The organism is Tsuneonella sediminis (genome assembly GCF_051912845.1).
Lineage (GTDB): Bacteria > Pseudomonadota > Alphaproteobacteria > Sphingomonadales > Sphingomonadaceae > Tsuneonella > Tsuneonella sediminis.
Genome location: NZ_JBNCBU010000001.1, coordinates 392389 through 408580, shown reverse-complemented (window position 1 = coordinate 408580; position 16192 = coordinate 392389). Strand labels below are relative to the sequence as shown.

Here is a 16192-nt window from a genome sequence, read left to right as displayed (position 1 = left end):
TTGAAGAGGGAGACGTGGCAGAGTGGTTGGCTGCCTCACCGACGCAATGGTCGCGGCTTGCGAATCACAATGCTGTCACCTTTTCTCAGCTGACATCTTTGACGATAAACCTAGTACGTAGGGGCGCGGCGGCCTCAATTAAATCGGCAACAATCAGATCGATTTCTGATTGGCTAATTATCGAACCATCGGCCCATCGCATTCCATCGGCAATTTCCACTATTCGGCCATCAGGAGCGCCATCAGGGGCAATGTTACGCTCGGCCTGAAGATGCGCCAATTTCCCCCCTATGCGATATTCAATTTCAAAAGCATTCGGGAAACTGACGTGCACGACACCATCAGCGCTCACTACATGCCGTGCTGTGATCGCACGGAAATCCCGATTAACGACCATATTTTTTGTCCAGAAAATTTTTCATTTCGACTAGTTGCTTTCGTGATCCGGGGGTGATTTTCGGATTTTTTAGGAGAGCGGGCAATTCGATACGCCGGAATACGCTATTTGGATTGATCGAGTCCAAATCCCCAACAAATTTTATAGCACCCTCAGCATTCTCTGCTAGTTTTGCTGAAGCGAGGTCGTCGACAAAGCCCATCGCATCATCGGGTAGGACATCTCGGATGTCTTTACGGTTAAGTAATCCATTACTTAGAGTGTTCACTGTATCGTGCGCCCCGGTTTTTTCCATCTTCTCGACAAGCTTCCAAGCAGGAGTTTCGCCAATTCTCCCTGAATAGAAGATTGCCTTGTCGGTGCGCGCTTTCAAAGGAGTTGCCTCAACTTCCTTGATCGCACGCTCAAAAACGGATTTTTCAGCAGGAGTGAGTTTTTCAAGTATTCGAATGGGGACCGGAGTTTTTCCGACCATCATGGCTGATTGACCGAGGCGCTTTGTTGCCTCCGGACATTCTTGAATCCCACAGGGTCGAGAAGTGGAGGCATGTCGGTCCAGCACCTCCTTCCGCCACTTGACCAGCGCTTCCTCGATCTTGGCAATGTGTGGCGCCAGCTTGTTATTCTTCTTCAGCGGCGCGAGGACCTTCGCGAAGTCCATCTTCGCCAGCGCCTTGACCGCGGGTTCTGCTAGTTTGCCGCCTGCCCTGGTTGCCAGCTTGCCGCCCTTGCCGACCACATCGCCGACGACAGGCACCATCGAGATTATCGACAGTCCAGCGTCGAGGTATTTTTCCTCGGAAGCGAGCCAGGCGGCATTGGTCAGGTCCGCTGCTTCTCCGATGATCGGGACCATGCCCGCGAGATCAAGCGCCCCGTGCCCGACGTCGCTCCACGTCCACCCTTCGGGAAGCGGACTCCATCCGTCGTCGGGCGGACTGGAGGCCATCAGCGGCGGGCGCCTTCGATCTCTTCGAACATCGCGGCAAGCCGCAGGTCAGCCAGCAGTTGCAATTCCCCGACAGTGAGATCGGGGTCGTCGCGAGAGGCGAATTCGATCTCGTCGAGGATTGCCGAACGACCGGCTTCGCCTACGGACATCGCCAGTGATGCTAGCCGTTCGTTCCAGCCGACAAGGATCCGCTGGCGGAGCGCACGAATCCCCTGTTCCTGAAAATGGGCCAGCGAGTTGGAGGAGACGATCAGCACACGGAAACCCTAACAGAACGGGGAAAACGCGACCGTGTTTTGATCACGCTAGCACCTCGTCCAGATGACGACAACACAGCCGGCGCGGTCCGGGTTTATCCCCCCTCCGTTATCCCTCTGTGGGCCACCACCCGGCACGCGACCCCGACTCTACAGGGCGGGCGTCGCCCTCTCGCGGTGGGTGCGCTACTGTAGTGCCGCGCCTATGCGGGGGTCGGACAACGAGGTACGGGTGAAAGACAGGGGCGGGGAATCAGCGCATCTCGCCAACCGCTAGATTGAACCAGGAAAGCCGCCGAACAGCAAAGCGTACGCGTCGTGGTGGCGTCCTTAGCCGCCCATGCCGATGCGCGCGGCGTCCATCGTGGAGGACAGGCTGTTGCCGGTACTCGCCAGCGCGACAGTCATCGCGATGCCGATCAGCGCGACGATCAGGCCGTACTCGATCGCGGTTGCGCCGCGCTGGTCCCGCAGGAGCGGGCGAAGGAGGGCCTTGATCGGGTTCATCGCTCTCGCATCCTCCGCTGGGGCGTGCCCAAGGATATGCCCGCGGGGTTGCCGCGCGGTTGCGGGGCGTCGTTAACGGGTCGGAAGCGGTGGGGAGTGAGCGGCTGTTCGGGCCGCTGCGCACAAGCGGGCAACTTCACTTTGCGTTCACGCTGGCGGCGGTTATAGGCGCCCCTCATGCAGACGCGCACCTCCGCTTCGACCCGGCCGACGGCCCGGCTCTTCCTCGCCGCCGCCGTGCTCGGGGCCACGCTCACCGTTTCGGCCTGCGCCGGGAAGGGCGGCGTGCAGGACACGGCCTATGTCGCGCGGGACGTTGAATCGCTTTACGCGGCGGCGAAGGACCGGCTCGATCGGGGCCAGCCCAAGGTGGCGGCGGCGCTGTTCGACGAGGTGGAGCGCCAGCATCCCTATTCGCCGTGGGCCCGCCGCGCGCAGTTGATGAGCGCGTTCAGCTATTACGTCGCGGCCGATTACAACAAGGCGATCGAGAGCGCGCAGCGGTTCCTCTCGATCCATCCGGGCAACAAGGACGCCCCGTACGCGTACTACCTGATCGCGATCAGCTATTACGAGCAGATCAGCGACGTCACCCGCGACCAGAAGGTGACCGAGCAGACACGCACCGCGCTGCAGGAACTGATCCGCCGCTATCCCGCGACCGAGTACGCCAGCGACGCGAAGCTCAAGCTGGACCTCGTGGACGATCACCTCGCCGGCAAGGAGATGGAAATCGGCCGTTGGTACGAGCGTAGCGGGAACTGGCTTGCCGCCCAGATCCGCTTCCAGAACGTGGTCGACAATTTCCAGACCACCAGCCACGCGCCCGAAGCCCTGTTCCGCCTCGTCGAAACGAGCCTCGCTCTCGGCGTACCCGAGGAAGCGGTGAAGAACGCCGCAGTCCTCGGCGCAAACTACCCCGGCAGCGAATGGTATGAGAAGGCCTACGCCCTCGTCCAGCGGCGGGCCGCCGGCGTCACCGCTAGCTAATCGGAGTAGGGACGTACAAAGCGGCGCAGTCGCTCGTTTTTTTCGGCGGCAGGCGGTAACTGCGTCTAAACCCTGTTGCGCAACGATTGCGCGGAAGCGGTAATTCTTCGCATCGTCCATTCAACCTGGGCGGGCGGTGGGTGCATGCCACGGGCGCTCTAACCCGTCCTGGGTGCGCGCTTTCGGTAATCGAGATCCGCAAGCCCTTGATGCCGCGCGGTAATCCACCGGAACGCATCGTTCGGGATCCGCTTTCTGCACGGCGCGCATGTCCCGTTGGCCGAGCGCTGCGCGTCGCCGGTCAATTCTTACCCCGTTAACCATCACCGGGTGCAGGAACGCGCCCGTTCCGACGTGCCGGCAGGTGTTAACCCGCAATCAGGGTTACGATTTCTTTTCGATTTGGTCCGATAGCGAGCATTCCGGTTGATAGGATAGGAAGCGGCGTGCCGCCCGACCTCGAACTCGAGCGCAGAAACAACCCGGTCTCGGGCCGTGAACCGGTTCGCCGAGAAGGTATGCTCGCGCGATTTCGAGCCCTGTTTCGGCGCGGCAGCAAGCCGTCCTTGAGCGAATCGCGCCGTCGCGATCGCGCCCGTCGGCGCATCGCCCTCTGGGCCATTTTCGCGGGCCTTGTTTCGGGCGCCCTCGACGTGCCGATGCCGCTCGAGGATTCGCTCCGCCTGGGACGCGATACACTGCGACTTCGCGCGGCGGACGGGCAGACGGTGCTTGTCATGATCGACGACCGGTCACTCGACGAACTGGAGACCCGCGACCCCTCTCGCGGCGACGATGCGCGCGTGCTCGACCGGCTGTTCGCAAGCGGAGCAAGGCAGGTGGTCTTCGACCGCGCGCTCGCCGATGCATCGACCGAAGAGGAAGACGGCAAGCTCATAGACGCGTTCAAGCGATACGAGGGCCGCGTCTCCGTCGGGTCCACCCCGAAGGTGAAGACCGGGTTCAATAGCGAGGCCCAGTTGCTCACGCATCCCCGTTTCCGCGGTCACGCGCCGATGGTATCGATGTACGGCAAGCAGCGCGTGATGGATTTCTCGTGGGGCCTGCCGACGAGCTCGGAAATCCTCGGCAAGACCGTGCCGTCCATCTCGGCGCACCTAGCCGGCGTCGAAACCGACAGCGAGGAGATTTTCCGACCGGACCTTTCGATCGACTTCGCGACGATCCCGATGTTCAGCTATGTCGATGTCCTCAAAGGCAAGGTGCCTGCCGCCTCGTTTGACGGCAAGGACGTGATCATAGCGCCCGCGAACCGCACCTCTCCGGACCTTTACGGCATGCCAGGACGCGGGGTTATCGCGGGTGCGCAGGTTCATGCCCTGGGCGCCCAGACCCTTCGCGAGCGCAAGCCGATCGATCTTGGCTGGCTTCCGCCGTTCCTGATCGCCGCGGCGTTCGTATTGTATCAGTCGCGACAGAAGGTCCCTTCGCGTCGGACTGCTCTTGCCGTTGCGGGGCTCATTCTTGTCTTGCAGGCTCTGCTTGAGCTCGCCTCGATACACGTCGCAGCCTTGAGCGGCCTGCTCTGCCTGGGGATCGGGGCCGTGCGGCTGCGCAATCTCGCCAACTCGACCTACCGCGGCGAAACGGGTCTGGTGAAGATCGAGAGCTTCTATTCGGCCGAAACCGCGCCCGATTGCGATGTCATCGCGCTGAAGATCCGCAACTTCGCGACCATCAGCGCCTGCCTATCGCCCAGGGAAATCGACGAATTGCTGGTCAAGGCGGAAGAGATGCTGCGTTCGGCGGAGGGGGGCACGCAGTTCGCTTTCCATAAGGACACCCTCGTGTGGCTGCGGGACCGGATCCACGAGAACGACCGCAACGGTCATTTGCGCGGGCTTCACGCGGTCTTCCGCACGAGCATCACGGTCGGCTCGCAAGCTCCCGACATGGCGACCTCCATCGGCCTCGACACGAATTATGCCCTCACGCTGCGCGAACGGACGGAAAGCGCGATCCAGTGCGCCGAGGATGCTGCGCATCACGGTTCGGTCTTCGTCGTCAGCGAACCCGAGGTCGGCGAAGAGCGCAGCTGGCGGCTCCAGTTCTTTTCCGAGCTCGAGAAGGCCATCCGCGACGGAGACCTGAAGGTCGAGTTCCAGCCCAAGGTGTCGCTTGCCACCGGTAAGATCGTGGGTGCGGAAGCGCTGATTCGCTGGACCCACCCCACGCGGGGATCGATCGAACCGTCGCAGATCGTCGCCTATGCAGAGGAGCATAACCGGATCGAGGTCATCACCGGCTTCGTGCTGGAGAGCGCGCTTCGCCACGCGCGCAAGGCAATTGCCGTCGATCCGGAGTTCCGGGTCGCGGTCAACATCTCCGCGCTCGACCTCCGCGATCCCGGCTTTGCCGCCGAAGTGCGCAGGGTGCTGGCCTCGCACGATTTCCCGCCAGCCAACCTGATGCTCGAGATCACCGAGACCGCGCCGGTCGAAAGCGACCGGATAGCAGGGGAAATCCTGGCTGAACTGAAGCGGGCAGGGGTCAGGCTTTCGGTCGACGATTTCGGGACCGGCCACGCCTCGCTGCACTACTTGCGCCAGATCCCCAGTGATGAAGTCAAGATCGACCGCAGCTTCGTTGCGAACATGGCGCACTCGGATGAAGACCGGATGCTGGTGAAAACCGCGATCGAGATGATCCATTCCCTCAAGCGCTATGCAGTCGCCGAGGGCGTCGAGGACGAAGCCGTGCTGAGGTTGCTGGTCGAAATGGGCTGCGACGCTGCCCAGGGCTTTTACTTCTCCCGTGCAGTGCCGATGGAGCGATTGCTGGCCAAGCTAGAAGAAAAGCCACGAGCCGCTTAAAACTTGCATTAACCATAAGATCTGTTAACCATCCTTGTTAGCACGTTGGGTTGCTACAAGGAGTTTCGTCATGTCGATCTGGGGATGGTACGAATGGTTCCTCGGCGGTCGTTGATCGTTTGAGAGCCTACGAGAAAACCCCGGCGCTGCCGGGGTTTTTTGTTTCCCGGATACCTTGTCATGGCAATACAGCGAAGCCGCCTTCCTGCCGGCGGACTCCAGACACCTGAAATGCAAAGGTTTTTTGCGGCCATTGCTGCTGTGAGATGACGCGAGCCGTGCCAGGTCTTGCCGGCGAACCCTGACGCAGTGGCGCGGGACATTCGCTTCAAGGTTAATCCGGCGAAACCGCCCGGATTTACAAAGGATAAGGGGTTCATCTGGCCCTTATTGCGCATTCCGGCGGGCGGGGCTGGAGCGCGAATCACCTCGAATCGCGGTTAATGCCGCGCTCCCTTTTTTGCGGTAACCATGGGGGCAGACCCTGGATCAGGCCGCTTTCTTGCGCTTTTCTGCGCGAGCCACGATCCCGCTGAGCCCCTTGGCTAGCTGATAGAGACCGTTGAGCCGGCTTTGCGGGTCGCCCCACGCGCGCGACAGCACCAGCTTCATGTCGGGCCGCAGCTTCGCGTCGGGTCCGACCCGTTCGGTCCAGGCGATCAATCCGGCAGGATCGGGGAAGTCGTCCTTGTGGAAGGTGACCAACGTGCCGCGGGCGCCGACATCGATCTTCGAAATGTTGGCGCGGATTGCGAGATGCTTGATCTCGATCAGCCTGACGAGGTTTGCGGTCGCCGCGGGCAGGGGGCCGAAGCGGTCGATCATCTCTGCTGCAAGCGCCTCGATCTCGCTCTGGTCGCGCGCGTCGTTGAGGCGGCGGTAAAGACCCATGCGCACCGCGAGGTCCGGCACGTAGTCTTCCGGTATCATGATCGGCGCATCGACAGTGATCTGCGGGCTCGGGCCAGCCTCTCGTTCGAGCCCCGCATCGCCGGCCTTGGCGGCCAGTATCGCGTCCTCCAGCATCGACTGGTAAAGTTCGAAACCCACTTCGCGGATGTGGCCCGACTGCTCGTCGCCAAGCAGGTTGCCCGCGCCGCGGATGTCCAGATCGTGGCTGGCCAACTGGAACCCCGCGCCGAGGCTGTCGAGATCACCGAGCACCTTGAGGCGCTTTTCGGCAACTTCGCTGAGCGCGGTGTCGGCGGGCGTGGTGAGGTAGGCATAGGCGCGCAGCTTCGATCGGCCCACACGCCCGCGTAGCTGGTAGAGCTGGGCAAGGCCGAAGCGGTCGGCGCGGTAGATGACGATGGTGTTCGCGCTCGGGATGTCGAGTCCGCTCTCGACGATCGTAGTCGACAGCAACACCTCGTACTTGCCCTCGTAGAACGCGCTCATTCGTTCCTCGACTTCGGTCGGGGACATCTGGCCATGGGCGCTGATCGCCTTGACTTCAGGCACGTGCTTGTGGAGCCACTCCTCGATTTCGGGCATGTCCTTGATGCGGGGCACCACGATGAAGCTCTGGCCCCCGCGATGATGCTCTCGGAGCAGCGCCTCGCGCATGACCATGTCGTCCCATTCCATCACGTAGGTCCGCACCGCTAGACGGTCGACCGGAGGGGTCTGGATCGTCGACAGTTCGCGCAGACCGCTCATTGCCATCTGCAGGGTACGGGGGATCGGCGTGGCGGTAAGCGTCAGGACATGAACGTCGGCGCGCAGCTGCTTCAGCTTTTCCTTGTGGGTCACGCCGAAGCGCTGCTCCTCGTCGACGATCACGAGCCCGAGGTTCTTGAACTCGGTCGATTTCGACAGGATTGCGTGGGTTCCGATAACGATGTCGACGTCGCCCGACTTGAGGCCGGCGCGGGTGTCGGACATTTCCTTTGCACCGACCAGGCGGCTCAGGCGGCCGACCTTCAGCGGAAAGCCCGCAAATCGCGCGGCGAAGTTCTCGTAATGCTGGCGGGCGAGGAGGGTCGTCGGCGCGACGACAGCCACCTGCCGCCCGCTCATCGCGGTCGCGAAAGCCGCGCGCAGTGCCACCTCGGTCTTGCCGAAGCCGACGTCGCCGCAGACGAGCCGGTCCATCGGCGCCCCGCTGGCGAGGTCGCTCAGCACCTCGAAGATCGCGCGGTCCTGGTCCTCCGTCTCGTCCCACGGGAAGCGGTCGACGAACGGCATGAAGCTCGCCTCCTCGACCTCGACGACGGGCGCCTTGCGCAGCGAGCGTGCGGCGGCCGTGCGCAGCAGCTCGTGCGCGATTTCGCGGATCCGCTCTTTCAGCCGGCTGCGGCGCTTCTGCCATGCTTCGCCGCCGAGCCGGTCGAGGCCGACCATTTCCTCGCTCGAGCCGTACCGGCTCAGCACCTCGAGGTTCTCGACCGGCACGTAGAGCTTGTCGCCCCCATGGTACTCGAGCATCACGCAGTCGTGCTGTGACTTGCCGACCGGTATCGCCTCCAGTCCAAGGTACTTGCCGATGCCGTGATCGATGTGGACGACAAGGTCGCCCGCATTCAGCGCCTGCAATTCGGCGAGGAAGGCATCGGCGCTCTTGCGGCGCTTCTTGCGGCGCACGAGCCGGTCGCCCAGCACGTCGGCCTCGGTAATCAGGTCGATCTGGTCGTTGGAAAAGCCCGTTTCGAGCGGCAGCACTACCGCCACTGGCTTGCCCTTCGCCGACAGCCCCATCGCCTCCTGCCAACTGTCCGCCAGATCGACAGGAGCACCGGCCTCGGTCACGATCGACGCGATGCGCGCGCGGCTGCCTTGCGAATAGGTAGCCAGCATCGGCCGCCTTCCGGCCTTGCCGGCCGACTTGAGATGATCCGCGGCGGCGGCGTAGACATTGTCGCCGCGCGCCCGCTCGGGCGCGAAGTCGCGTCCCGACTGGAAACCGAAATCGACTACCGTCGCGCTTTCGGGTTCGGCGAAGATCGACGCGCGGTGGACCGGCAGCCCTGCCAGTGCGGTGTCGAGCTCGGTTCGGGTGAGATAGAGCGCGTCTTCGGGAAGGGGGCGATAGGTGCCGTCCTCGCGCTGGCGGTGATAATCGGCGATGTCCGCCAGCCGCTCGTCCGCTGCGCCGAGCGCGGCGTTGTCGATGACGACCAGATCCTCCCTGTCGAGATGGTCGAAGAGCGTCGACAGGCGTTCCTCGAAAAGCGGCAGCCAGTGCTCCATGCCGGCAAGACGGCGCCCGTCGCTCACCGCCTGGTAGAGCGGGTCCTGCGTCGCGTTGGCGCCGAACCGCTCACGGTAGCGGGTGCGGAAGCGCTTGATCGTGTCCTCGTCGAGCAGCGCTTCGCTTGCCGGGATCAGGAGATGCTGTTCGAGCAAGCCCGTGGTCATCTGGGTGTTGGGATCGAACAATCGGAGCGATTCAAGCTCGTCGCCGAAAAAGTCGAGCCGCAGGCCAGCGTCAAGTCCGCTCGGGAACAGGTCGAATATCGAGCCGCGTACCGCGAACTCGCCATGATCGATCACGGTGTCGGTGCGCGAATAGCCCTGGCGCTGGAGCAACGCGATCAACGCGTCGTGGGCGATCTCCATGCCCGGCTTCAGTTCCCGAACCGCCTCGCGCACGCGAAACGGAGTCAGAACCCGCTGCAGGATCGCGTTGATGGTGGTGACGAGAAGCTGGGCACCCTGTTTTCCCGCCTGGAGGCGGTGCAGGGCCGCCAACCGACGCGCGCTGACCGAAAGAGCCGGTGACGCGCGGTCGTAGGGCAGGCAATCCCAGGCGGGGAACTCGATCACCTCGAGCTCGGGTGCGAAGTATCGAGCGGCCTCCGCCACGCCGGACATCGCCGCTTCGTCCGGTTCGATCATCACAGCCCGTCCCTTGGCCCCTCGTGCGAGGTCGGCCAGGACCAGCGGCTGCGCCCCGCGCGGCACCGCCGCCAGTGTAAGCGGGCCGGTCGCGGTCAGGATTTTCTGGAGATCGGGCATGGAGGTCCTGTGTTGCGGGCACGCGCGGCGCCCCGCTCGGGGATTTCGAGCGGCTCAGCGTGTTCCGGTTGAGATAGGTCGAACGCCCGGCAGGGCAACCCGTTTCCGGACCGGGCTCAGGGCATCCTGACGTAATCGAGCCGCTGCATCGCCGCCATATGGTCGCCGGCGAACTCGGTCGGCGGGGGGCGGGTGCCGAGCGCCCAGGCCATCACGTCGACGTCGTCCTGGTCAAGCAGAGCCTCGAACCACGCCAGACCTTCATCGTCCCACCCCGCATGGAAGGTATCGAAGAAGCCCCCGATCATGAAATCGGCTTCCCGCGTGCCGCGGTGCCATGCGCGGAACCTGGCGCGCGCGAGACGGTGGGCGAGGGCGGTATCCACCCGGCCCCCGCTACCCAAGCGCGCCAGACTTCGCAATCGCCTTGGGTCAGTGCGCCGCTTCGGGCTGGACCTCGCTCATCCTCGCAGGGGGCAGCCCTTCACTTTCGGCCTGCTTCTTCAGTTCTTCCTTGCGCCGGAGCATCGGCTCGAGCAGCGCCTTCACGTCGACATCGCTGTCGCGGCATTTCGCGAACATGCCCTCGTGCGGTTGCTCCTCCTCCTCGATGTGATGCTCGATCTGCTCCGAAAGCACCTTGACCTTGGCCTCGAACACGGTGTCGTTCGACTGGACGCATTCCATGATGTCGTTGATCAGCAGCTTGGCCCCATCATGTTCAACGATCGCTTCGTCGAGCATGTCGTCCTCGAGAACGCCGCGGAACGCCGGATAGAAGATTTCTTCCTCGATGAGCGAGTGAATCTTCAGCTCGTTGCAGATCTGCTCCGCAAGGCGCTTTTTCTTGTCGCCATCATCGGTATTTTCGAACTCGTCGAAGAGGTCCTTCGCCTCTTCGTGATCGGCTCGGAGAAGCATGATTGCATCCGTGTACTGCTGGTCGGCCATGTCGGTCTCCGCTTGTGAAGTGTGTCGGTCTGTCAAGCGCCGAAGCCCGCCGCGGTTCCCTGGCTAACATCGGTCAAGTAGCCTCGAGCGGATGGCGAGAATTCGCAACCCGGCGCGGGGCCCGCGCGGGACCTGAGCCTCTTCGCACTCCGTTCAAAAGTCCGTAGGGCACCATTATGCGTCCCGACGTTCTCAATCCGCTCTTTGCCGAGACAGAGACGCTTGAGGGCGTGGGTCCGAAGATCGCGCGCCCGCTCGAGAAGCTGGGCCTCTCGAGGGTACGGGACGTTGCGTATCACCTCCCCGAGCGTTTCGTGACCCGGCGTCCGGTCGATAATCTCGACTCCGCAAGTGTAGGAGAGCAGGTGGTCGTGCCGCTCACGGTTACGGAACACCGCGCCAGCCGTAACGCGCGTGGCCCCTACAACGTGATGGCAGCCGACGCGCTCGGCAACGTCGTGTCGCTGACATATTTCGGTCGCGCGAGTTTCACCGCGAAGAAGCTGTTGCCAGTGGGCGCGAAGCGCTGGGTCGCAGGCCGGCTCGACCAGTACGGCCAGATGCTCCAGATCGTTCATCCCGATCATGTCAGCGAGGACAGCAAGGGACTGCTGGGCACGCTGAACGAGCCGGTCTACGCACTGTCCGAGGGCCTTACGCAGCCGAAGGTCGCGGGGCTGGCCGCACAGGCGCTCGCCAGGCTGCCCACTTTGCCTGAATGGATCGAGCCCGGTCAGTTCGCCAAGATGAAATGGCCGTCGTGGGCCGAGGCGCTCAGACTCGCTCATCGCGGCGACCACGCGGCCGCGCGCGACCGGCTTGCCTATGACGAACTGCTCGCCAACAGCCTGGCGCTGATGCTCGTGCGGGCGGACAACCGCCGGCGGCGCGGGCAGGCGCTGGACGGTAACGGCTCCTTGCGCGGTAAGCTCGACCTCTCGTTTCCGCTCACCGGAGCGCAGACGCGAAGCATTGGGGAGATCGAGGGCGACCTCGCTCAGGACCGTCCCATGCTCCGCCTCCTCCAGGGCGACGTAGGCAGCGGGAAGACGGTTGTCGCTCTCGAGGCGATGCTCGTCGCGGTGGAGGGCGGGGCACAGGCCGCGCTGCTGGCGCCGACCGAGATCCTCGCCCGCCAGCATTTCGACACGCTGCGCCGAATGCTGGCGCCGACGGGAGTCGAAATCGCGCTCCTGACCGGGCGGGACAAGGGGCGTTCGCGCGAATCGATCCTGATGGGCCTGCACGACGGGTCGATCCCGATCGTGGTCGGCACCCACGCAATCTTCCAGGAGACGGTCGCTTATCGCAACCTGGGGCTGGTGGTGATCGACGAGCAGCACCGCTTCGGGGTGTCGCAGCGGCTGATGCTTGCCAGCAAAGGCAAGGTCGCCCCGCATACGCTTGCGATGACGGCGACGCCGATTCCAAGGTCTCTGACGCTCGCCCAGTATGGCGAGATGGACGTGAGCCGGCTCGACGAGATGCCCCCTGGCCGGCAGGCGATCGACACCGTGGTCATCAGCGCCGACCGCACCGGGGAGGTGGTCGACCGGCTCGCTCGGCAGCTCGAGGGCGGGGCGCAGGCCTACTGGGTCTGTCCGATGGTGCGCGAACTGGAAAGCGAGGACATAGCGGCGGCGGAGGCACGGTATGCGGCGCTGAAAGTGCGGTTCGGCGACTCGGTCGTGCTTGTCCATGGTCAGCTGAAACCCGAGGTAAAGGACGCCGCGATGGAGCGCTTCGCCCGAGGCGATGCGAGGCTGCTCGTTGCGACAACCGTCATCGAGGTTGGAGTGGACGTTCCCAACGCGACCCTGATGGTGATCGAACAGGCCGAGCGTTTCGGCCTCGCGCAACTTCACCAGTTGCGCGGCCGGGTGGGCCGGGGCGCCCAGAAGTCGGCGTGCGTCCTGCTGCGGGGCGAAGCCCTGAGCGAGACTGGAAAGGAGCGCCTGGCTCTGATGCGCGAGACGCAGGACGGATTCCGCCTCGCCGAGGAGGATCTCAGGTTGCGCGGTGGCGGGGAGCTTCTCGGCACCCGCCAATCGGGAGACACGCCCTTCAGGGTCGCCGATCTCGACCAGATCCAGCGCCTTCTTCCCATCGCCCACGAAGATGCGCGGCTGCTGATGGAACGGGACGGAGGCCTGACGGGCGAGCGTGGCGAGGCGGCGCGGGTGCTGCTTTACCTGTTCGAGCGGGACTGGGGCGTGCAGTTGCTTCGCGGCGGGTAAGGCGGCTGTCGGCGGCGCGAGCTTGGGAACCGGTGCACAGGGCGCGCCTTCTATCAGTGGAGGTGCCGTATCTTTCTCGATGACCCCATGTTTGATTCGATCGTCAGCGGTCTGGTGCTCGCGACGGTCGCGCTGCTCTGGATCGTACTCCTGGTCCGCATAGTGGGCCTTCGATCGTTTTCGAAGATGACGAGCTTCGATTTCATCATGACGATCGCAATGGGCTCGCTCGTCGGCAGCGCTTCGCGAACGGACGAATGGGGCGCATTCATCCAGTCGCTCGCAGCCATGGCCGCTTTGTTCGGGGTGCAATTCCTCGCCGCAAAGGCGCGACAACGGTGGGATCGGGCAGACGCGGTGATGCAGAACGAACCGGTCCTGCTCGTCCGCGATGGTGTCGTAATCGAGGAGGCGCTGCAAAAGACTCGCGTCGGGAAAGGCGACCTGATGGCCAAGCTCCGGGCCGCAAACGTGGGATCGCTGAAGGACGTCCGGGCCGTCGTCCTCGAGACGACCGGCGACGTCTCGGTCATGCACGGCAAGCCGCTCGACGAAGACCTGCTGTACGAAGTTCAGCGCGGCGTCGCGCGAGATTAGACTGACACGATTTGTGGCGAAATGGTCGGGGAGAGAGGATTCGAACCTCCGGCCCCTGCCTCCCGAAGACAGTGCTCTACCAGGCTGAGCTACTCCCCGACCGGCGCCGTCCGGAACTGGTCCGGGGCGAGGCAGAGGCGGCCCTATAGGGAGGGGATCGCGGGGTGGCAAGCGGCCATTTCGCGCGCTAGGGACTTGGCATGCCGGCCGCATCGCCCCACCCTGAAACCCAGTACCTCGACCTCATGCGGCGCATCTGGACCGAAGGGTCCGAACGGATGGACCGGACGGGGATCGGCACACGCTCGATCTTTGGCGCGACCTTGCGATTCGACTTGGCGGATGGCGCCATGCCGCTCATCACCACCAAGCGGGTCTACTGGAAGACCGCGACGCGGGAGCTTCTGTGGTTCCTGACGGGTGAGACAAACATTCGCCCCCTGGTGCTCCAGGGTGTCGGGATCTGGAACGAGTGGCCGCACGCGCGCTACGTGCGCGAAACCGGCGACGACATTCCGCTCGAGGATTTCGTCCGTCGCATAGCCGAAGACGAGGTGTTCGCCCGGAACTGGGGCGATCTTGGCCCGGTATACGGCAAGCAGTGGGTGGACTGGCCGACCTGGCGCTACCGCCCCGATGGGCTTTACGAGCCGGGCGAGGGGATCAACCAGGTCGCCGAGGTCGTCGAATCGCTGCGGACCAACCCCGGCAGCCGGCGGCACATCATCGAAGGCTGGAACGTCGCAGAGCTGGACCGGATGGCGCTCCCGCCGTGCCACAAGACCTACCAGTTCCACGTCGCCGAAGGACGCCTGAACGGGCTCCTCTATCAACGCAGCTGCGACGTCGCGTTGGGCCTGCCGTTCAACCTGTGGTCGGCTGCGCTGCTTCAGCGCATGCTGGCCCAGCAGGCCGGTCTCGAACCCGGCGAGTTCGTCTGGATGGGCGGCGACGTTCATCTCTACCTCAATCACCGGGTCCTGATCGAGGAGCAGCTCGGCCGGGAACCGCAGGGCCACCCAAGGCTTGAAATCGTGCGGCGGCCGAAGTCCATGTTTGATTACCGGATCGAGGATTTTGCGGTTCTCGATTATGCGCCACTCGGTGCGTTGAAAGCGCCGGTTGCGGTCTGACGGGGGCTCCTTGACTCTGGCACCCGCTTTGAAATAAAATAACGCAGATTTAAAAGATTGCGTCTGGAGAGCCAAATGGCCGATACGCCGAACGGGAGAGGCAAGGCGGGGCATAACCGGCCCGAGCTGCGCTTTCATGTGCCCGAACCCAAGTTCCGGCCCGGGGACGCGGTCGATTTTTCCTACATCCAGGTCAGCGAGGCCGGGGCGCAGCCGCGGCCCGACGAACTGTGCGAACCGATCGGCACGCAGGATCTAGCGAACGACCTCGTCCGCGTGCTCGGCGACGACAACCGCGCGCATGGGCCATGGGACCCCAAGCTCGATCCCGATACCTTGCGCAAGATGCTCGAGACGATGGCGCTGACCCGCGCGTTCGACGAGCGGATGTATCGCGGCCAGCGACAGGGCAAGACCAGCTTCTACATGAAGTGCACTGGCGAGGAGGCAACCAGCGTCGCGGCGGCCATGGCGCTTGCCGGCGACGACATGGTATTTCCCAGCTATCGCCAGCAGGGCATCCTGATTGCGCGCGGTTATCCGCTGGTCGAGATGATCAACCAGATCTACTCGAACCGCGGCGACAAGCTGAAGGGACGCCAGCTGCCGATCATGTATTCGAGCCGGCCGCACAGCTTCTTCACGATCAGCGGCAATCTTGCCACCCAGACCCCGCAAGCGGTGGGCTGGGCGATGGCGAGCGCGATGCGCGGCGACAGCCGTATCGCCGCAACCTGGGTGGGCGAGGGCAGCACCGCGGAGGGAGACTTCCACGCCGCCTGCCTGTTCGCCGCGGTCTACAACGCGCCGGTGATCCTCAACGTGGTCAACAACCAGTGGGCGATTTCCAGCTTCTCGGGTTTCGCCGGTGGCGAGCGGGCGACCTTCGCCGCGCGCGGGCTCGGCTACGGCATCGCCTCGCTGCGGATTGACGGAAACGACGCGCTGGCGGTCTATGCCGCGACCCAGTGGGCGGCCAATCGCGCGCGCGCGAACGGCGGCCCGACGCTGATCGAACACTTCAGCTACCGCGCGGAAGGTCACTCGACCTCGGACGACCCGAGCCAGTACCGCAGCGCGCAGGAGCGCAGCGAATGGCCGCTCGGAGATCCGATTATGCGTCTGAAGGACCATCTCATCGCGATCGGCGAATGGGATGAGGATCGCCAAGAAGCGCTCGACCTGAAATGTGCCGAAAAGGTCAAGGCCGCGACCAAGGATGCCGAAAAGAACGGTGTGCTGGGCCACGGCATGCACCACCCGTTCCACACGATGTTCGAGGACGTCTTCGAAGAACTGCCTTGGCACCTCGAGGAACAGGCCGCGCAGGCTATCCGCGAAAGGAAGATCAAGTGGCCTCAAGCCTGATCGACGAAGACG

At 63.7% G+C, this 16192-nt stretch carries 13 protein-coding genes and 1 tRNA gene; 6 read left to right on the top strand and 8 right to left on the bottom strand.

Annotated elements, in window-relative coordinates; translation table 11 throughout:
* Positions 1 to 85: 85 nt before the first annotated feature.
* The 4 genes from ACPV3N_RS02085 to ACPV3N_RS02070 all read right to left on the bottom strand — a co-directional run bounded on the left by ACPV3N_RS02085 (position 86) and on the right by ACPV3N_RS02070 (position 2113).
* Positions 86 to 352 (bottom strand): hypothetical protein, encoded by a 267-nt coding sequence (locus tag ACPV3N_RS02085; RefSeq protein WP_440113972.1) that lies wholly within the window; start codon positions 350 to 352, stop codon positions 86 to 88.
* Positions 353 to 386: 34 nt separating this feature from the next.
* Complete coding sequence (locus ACPV3N_RS02080) at positions 387 to 1346, bottom strand: hypothetical protein (protein ID WP_440113969.1); 960 nt, start codon at positions 1344 to 1346, stop codon at positions 387 to 389.
* On the bottom strand, positions 1346 to 1606 hold the full coding sequence (locus ACPV3N_RS02075; protein WP_440113966.1) for a hypothetical protein: 261 nt from the start codon (positions 1604 to 1606) through the stop codon (positions 1346 to 1348). Before ACPV3N_RS02075 ends, ACPV3N_RS02080 begins: the two co-directional genes overlap by 1 nt.
* Before the next feature lie 330 nt (positions 1607 to 1936).
* Entirely contained in the window at positions 1937 to 2113 is a 177-nt protein-coding gene (locus ACPV3N_RS02070) for a Flp family type IVb pilin (protein WP_440113963.1), read from the bottom strand.
* A 177-nt stretch (positions 2114 to 2290) separates the two neighbouring features.
* On the opposite strand from ACPV3N_RS02070, the gene ACPV3N_RS02065 reads away from it, so the two are divergent.
* Positions 2291 to 3103 (top strand): outer membrane protein assembly factor BamD, encoded by an 813-nt coding sequence (locus ACPV3N_RS02065; protein WP_440113960.1) that lies wholly within the window; start codon positions 2291 to 2293, stop codon positions 3101 to 3103.
* A 566-nt stretch (positions 3104 to 3669) separates the two neighbouring features.
* A complete protein-coding gene (locus ACPV3N_RS02060; RefSeq protein WP_440113957.1) occupies positions 3670 to 5937 on the top strand; it encodes an EAL domain-containing protein in 2268 nt (755 codons plus the stop codon).
* Between the two features lie 489 nt (positions 5938 to 6426).
* On the opposite strand, the gene mfd is transcribed toward ACPV3N_RS02060, so the two are convergent.
* From mfd to ACPV3N_RS02045, 3 genes are all read right to left on the bottom strand, one after another.
* Positions 6427 to 9894, bottom strand: a complete 3468-nt coding sequence (mfd, locus tag ACPV3N_RS02055) for a transcription-repair coupling factor (protein ID WP_440113954.1) — start codon at positions 9892 to 9894, stop codon at positions 6427 to 6429.
* Between the two features lie 116 nt (positions 9895 to 10010).
* Positions 10011 to 10280 carry an FAD assembly factor SdhE gene (locus ACPV3N_RS02050; RefSeq protein WP_440113951.1) on the bottom strand — a complete coding sequence of 90 codons (270 nt, stop codon included), beginning with the start codon at positions 10278 to 10280 and terminating at the stop codon, positions 10011 to 10013.
* Between the two features lie 46 nt (positions 10281 to 10326).
* On the bottom strand, positions 10327 to 10845 hold the full coding sequence (locus ACPV3N_RS02045; protein WP_440113948.1) for a hemerythrin domain-containing protein: 519 nt from the start codon (positions 10843 to 10845) through the stop codon (positions 10327 to 10329).
* A 176-nt stretch (positions 10846 to 11021) separates the two neighbouring features.
* On the opposite strand from ACPV3N_RS02045, the gene recG reads away from it, so the two are divergent.
* The gene (gene recG / locus ACPV3N_RS02040; RefSeq protein ID WP_440113946.1) at positions 11022 to 13082 is read left to right on the top strand and encodes an ATP-dependent DNA helicase RecG; all 2061 of its coding nucleotides are present in this window, start codon (positions 11022 to 11024) and stop codon (positions 13080 to 13082) included.
* Between the two features lie 87 nt (positions 13083 to 13169).
* Positions 13170 to 13679: a DUF421 domain-containing protein gene (locus ACPV3N_RS02035; protein ID WP_440113943.1), complete on the top strand. Its 510-nt coding sequence runs from the start codon at positions 13170 to 13172 to the stop codon at positions 13677 to 13679.
* Positions 13680 to 13701: 22 nt separating this feature from the next.
* On the opposite strand, the gene ACPV3N_RS02030 is transcribed toward ACPV3N_RS02035, so the two are convergent.
* Positions 13702 to 13778: transfer RNA gene (locus tag ACPV3N_RS02030), tRNA-Pro, on the bottom strand.
* A gap of 101 nt (positions 13779 to 13879) precedes the next feature.
* On the opposite strand from ACPV3N_RS02030, the gene ACPV3N_RS02025 reads away from it, so the two are divergent.
* The gene (locus ACPV3N_RS02025) at positions 13880 to 14812 is read left to right on the top strand and encodes a thymidylate synthase (RefSeq protein ID WP_440113941.1); all 933 of its coding nucleotides are present in this window, start codon (positions 13880 to 13882) and stop codon (positions 14810 to 14812) included.
* A gap of 75 nt (positions 14813 to 14887) precedes the next feature.
* Positions 14888 to 16180: a 3-methyl-2-oxobutanoate dehydrogenase (2-methylpropanoyl-transferring) subunit alpha gene (locus ACPV3N_RS02020; protein ID WP_440113938.1), complete on the top strand. Its 1293-nt coding sequence runs from the start codon at positions 14888 to 14890 to the stop codon at positions 16178 to 16180.
* The last annotated feature ends 12 nt before the right edge of the window (positions 16181 to 16192 follow it).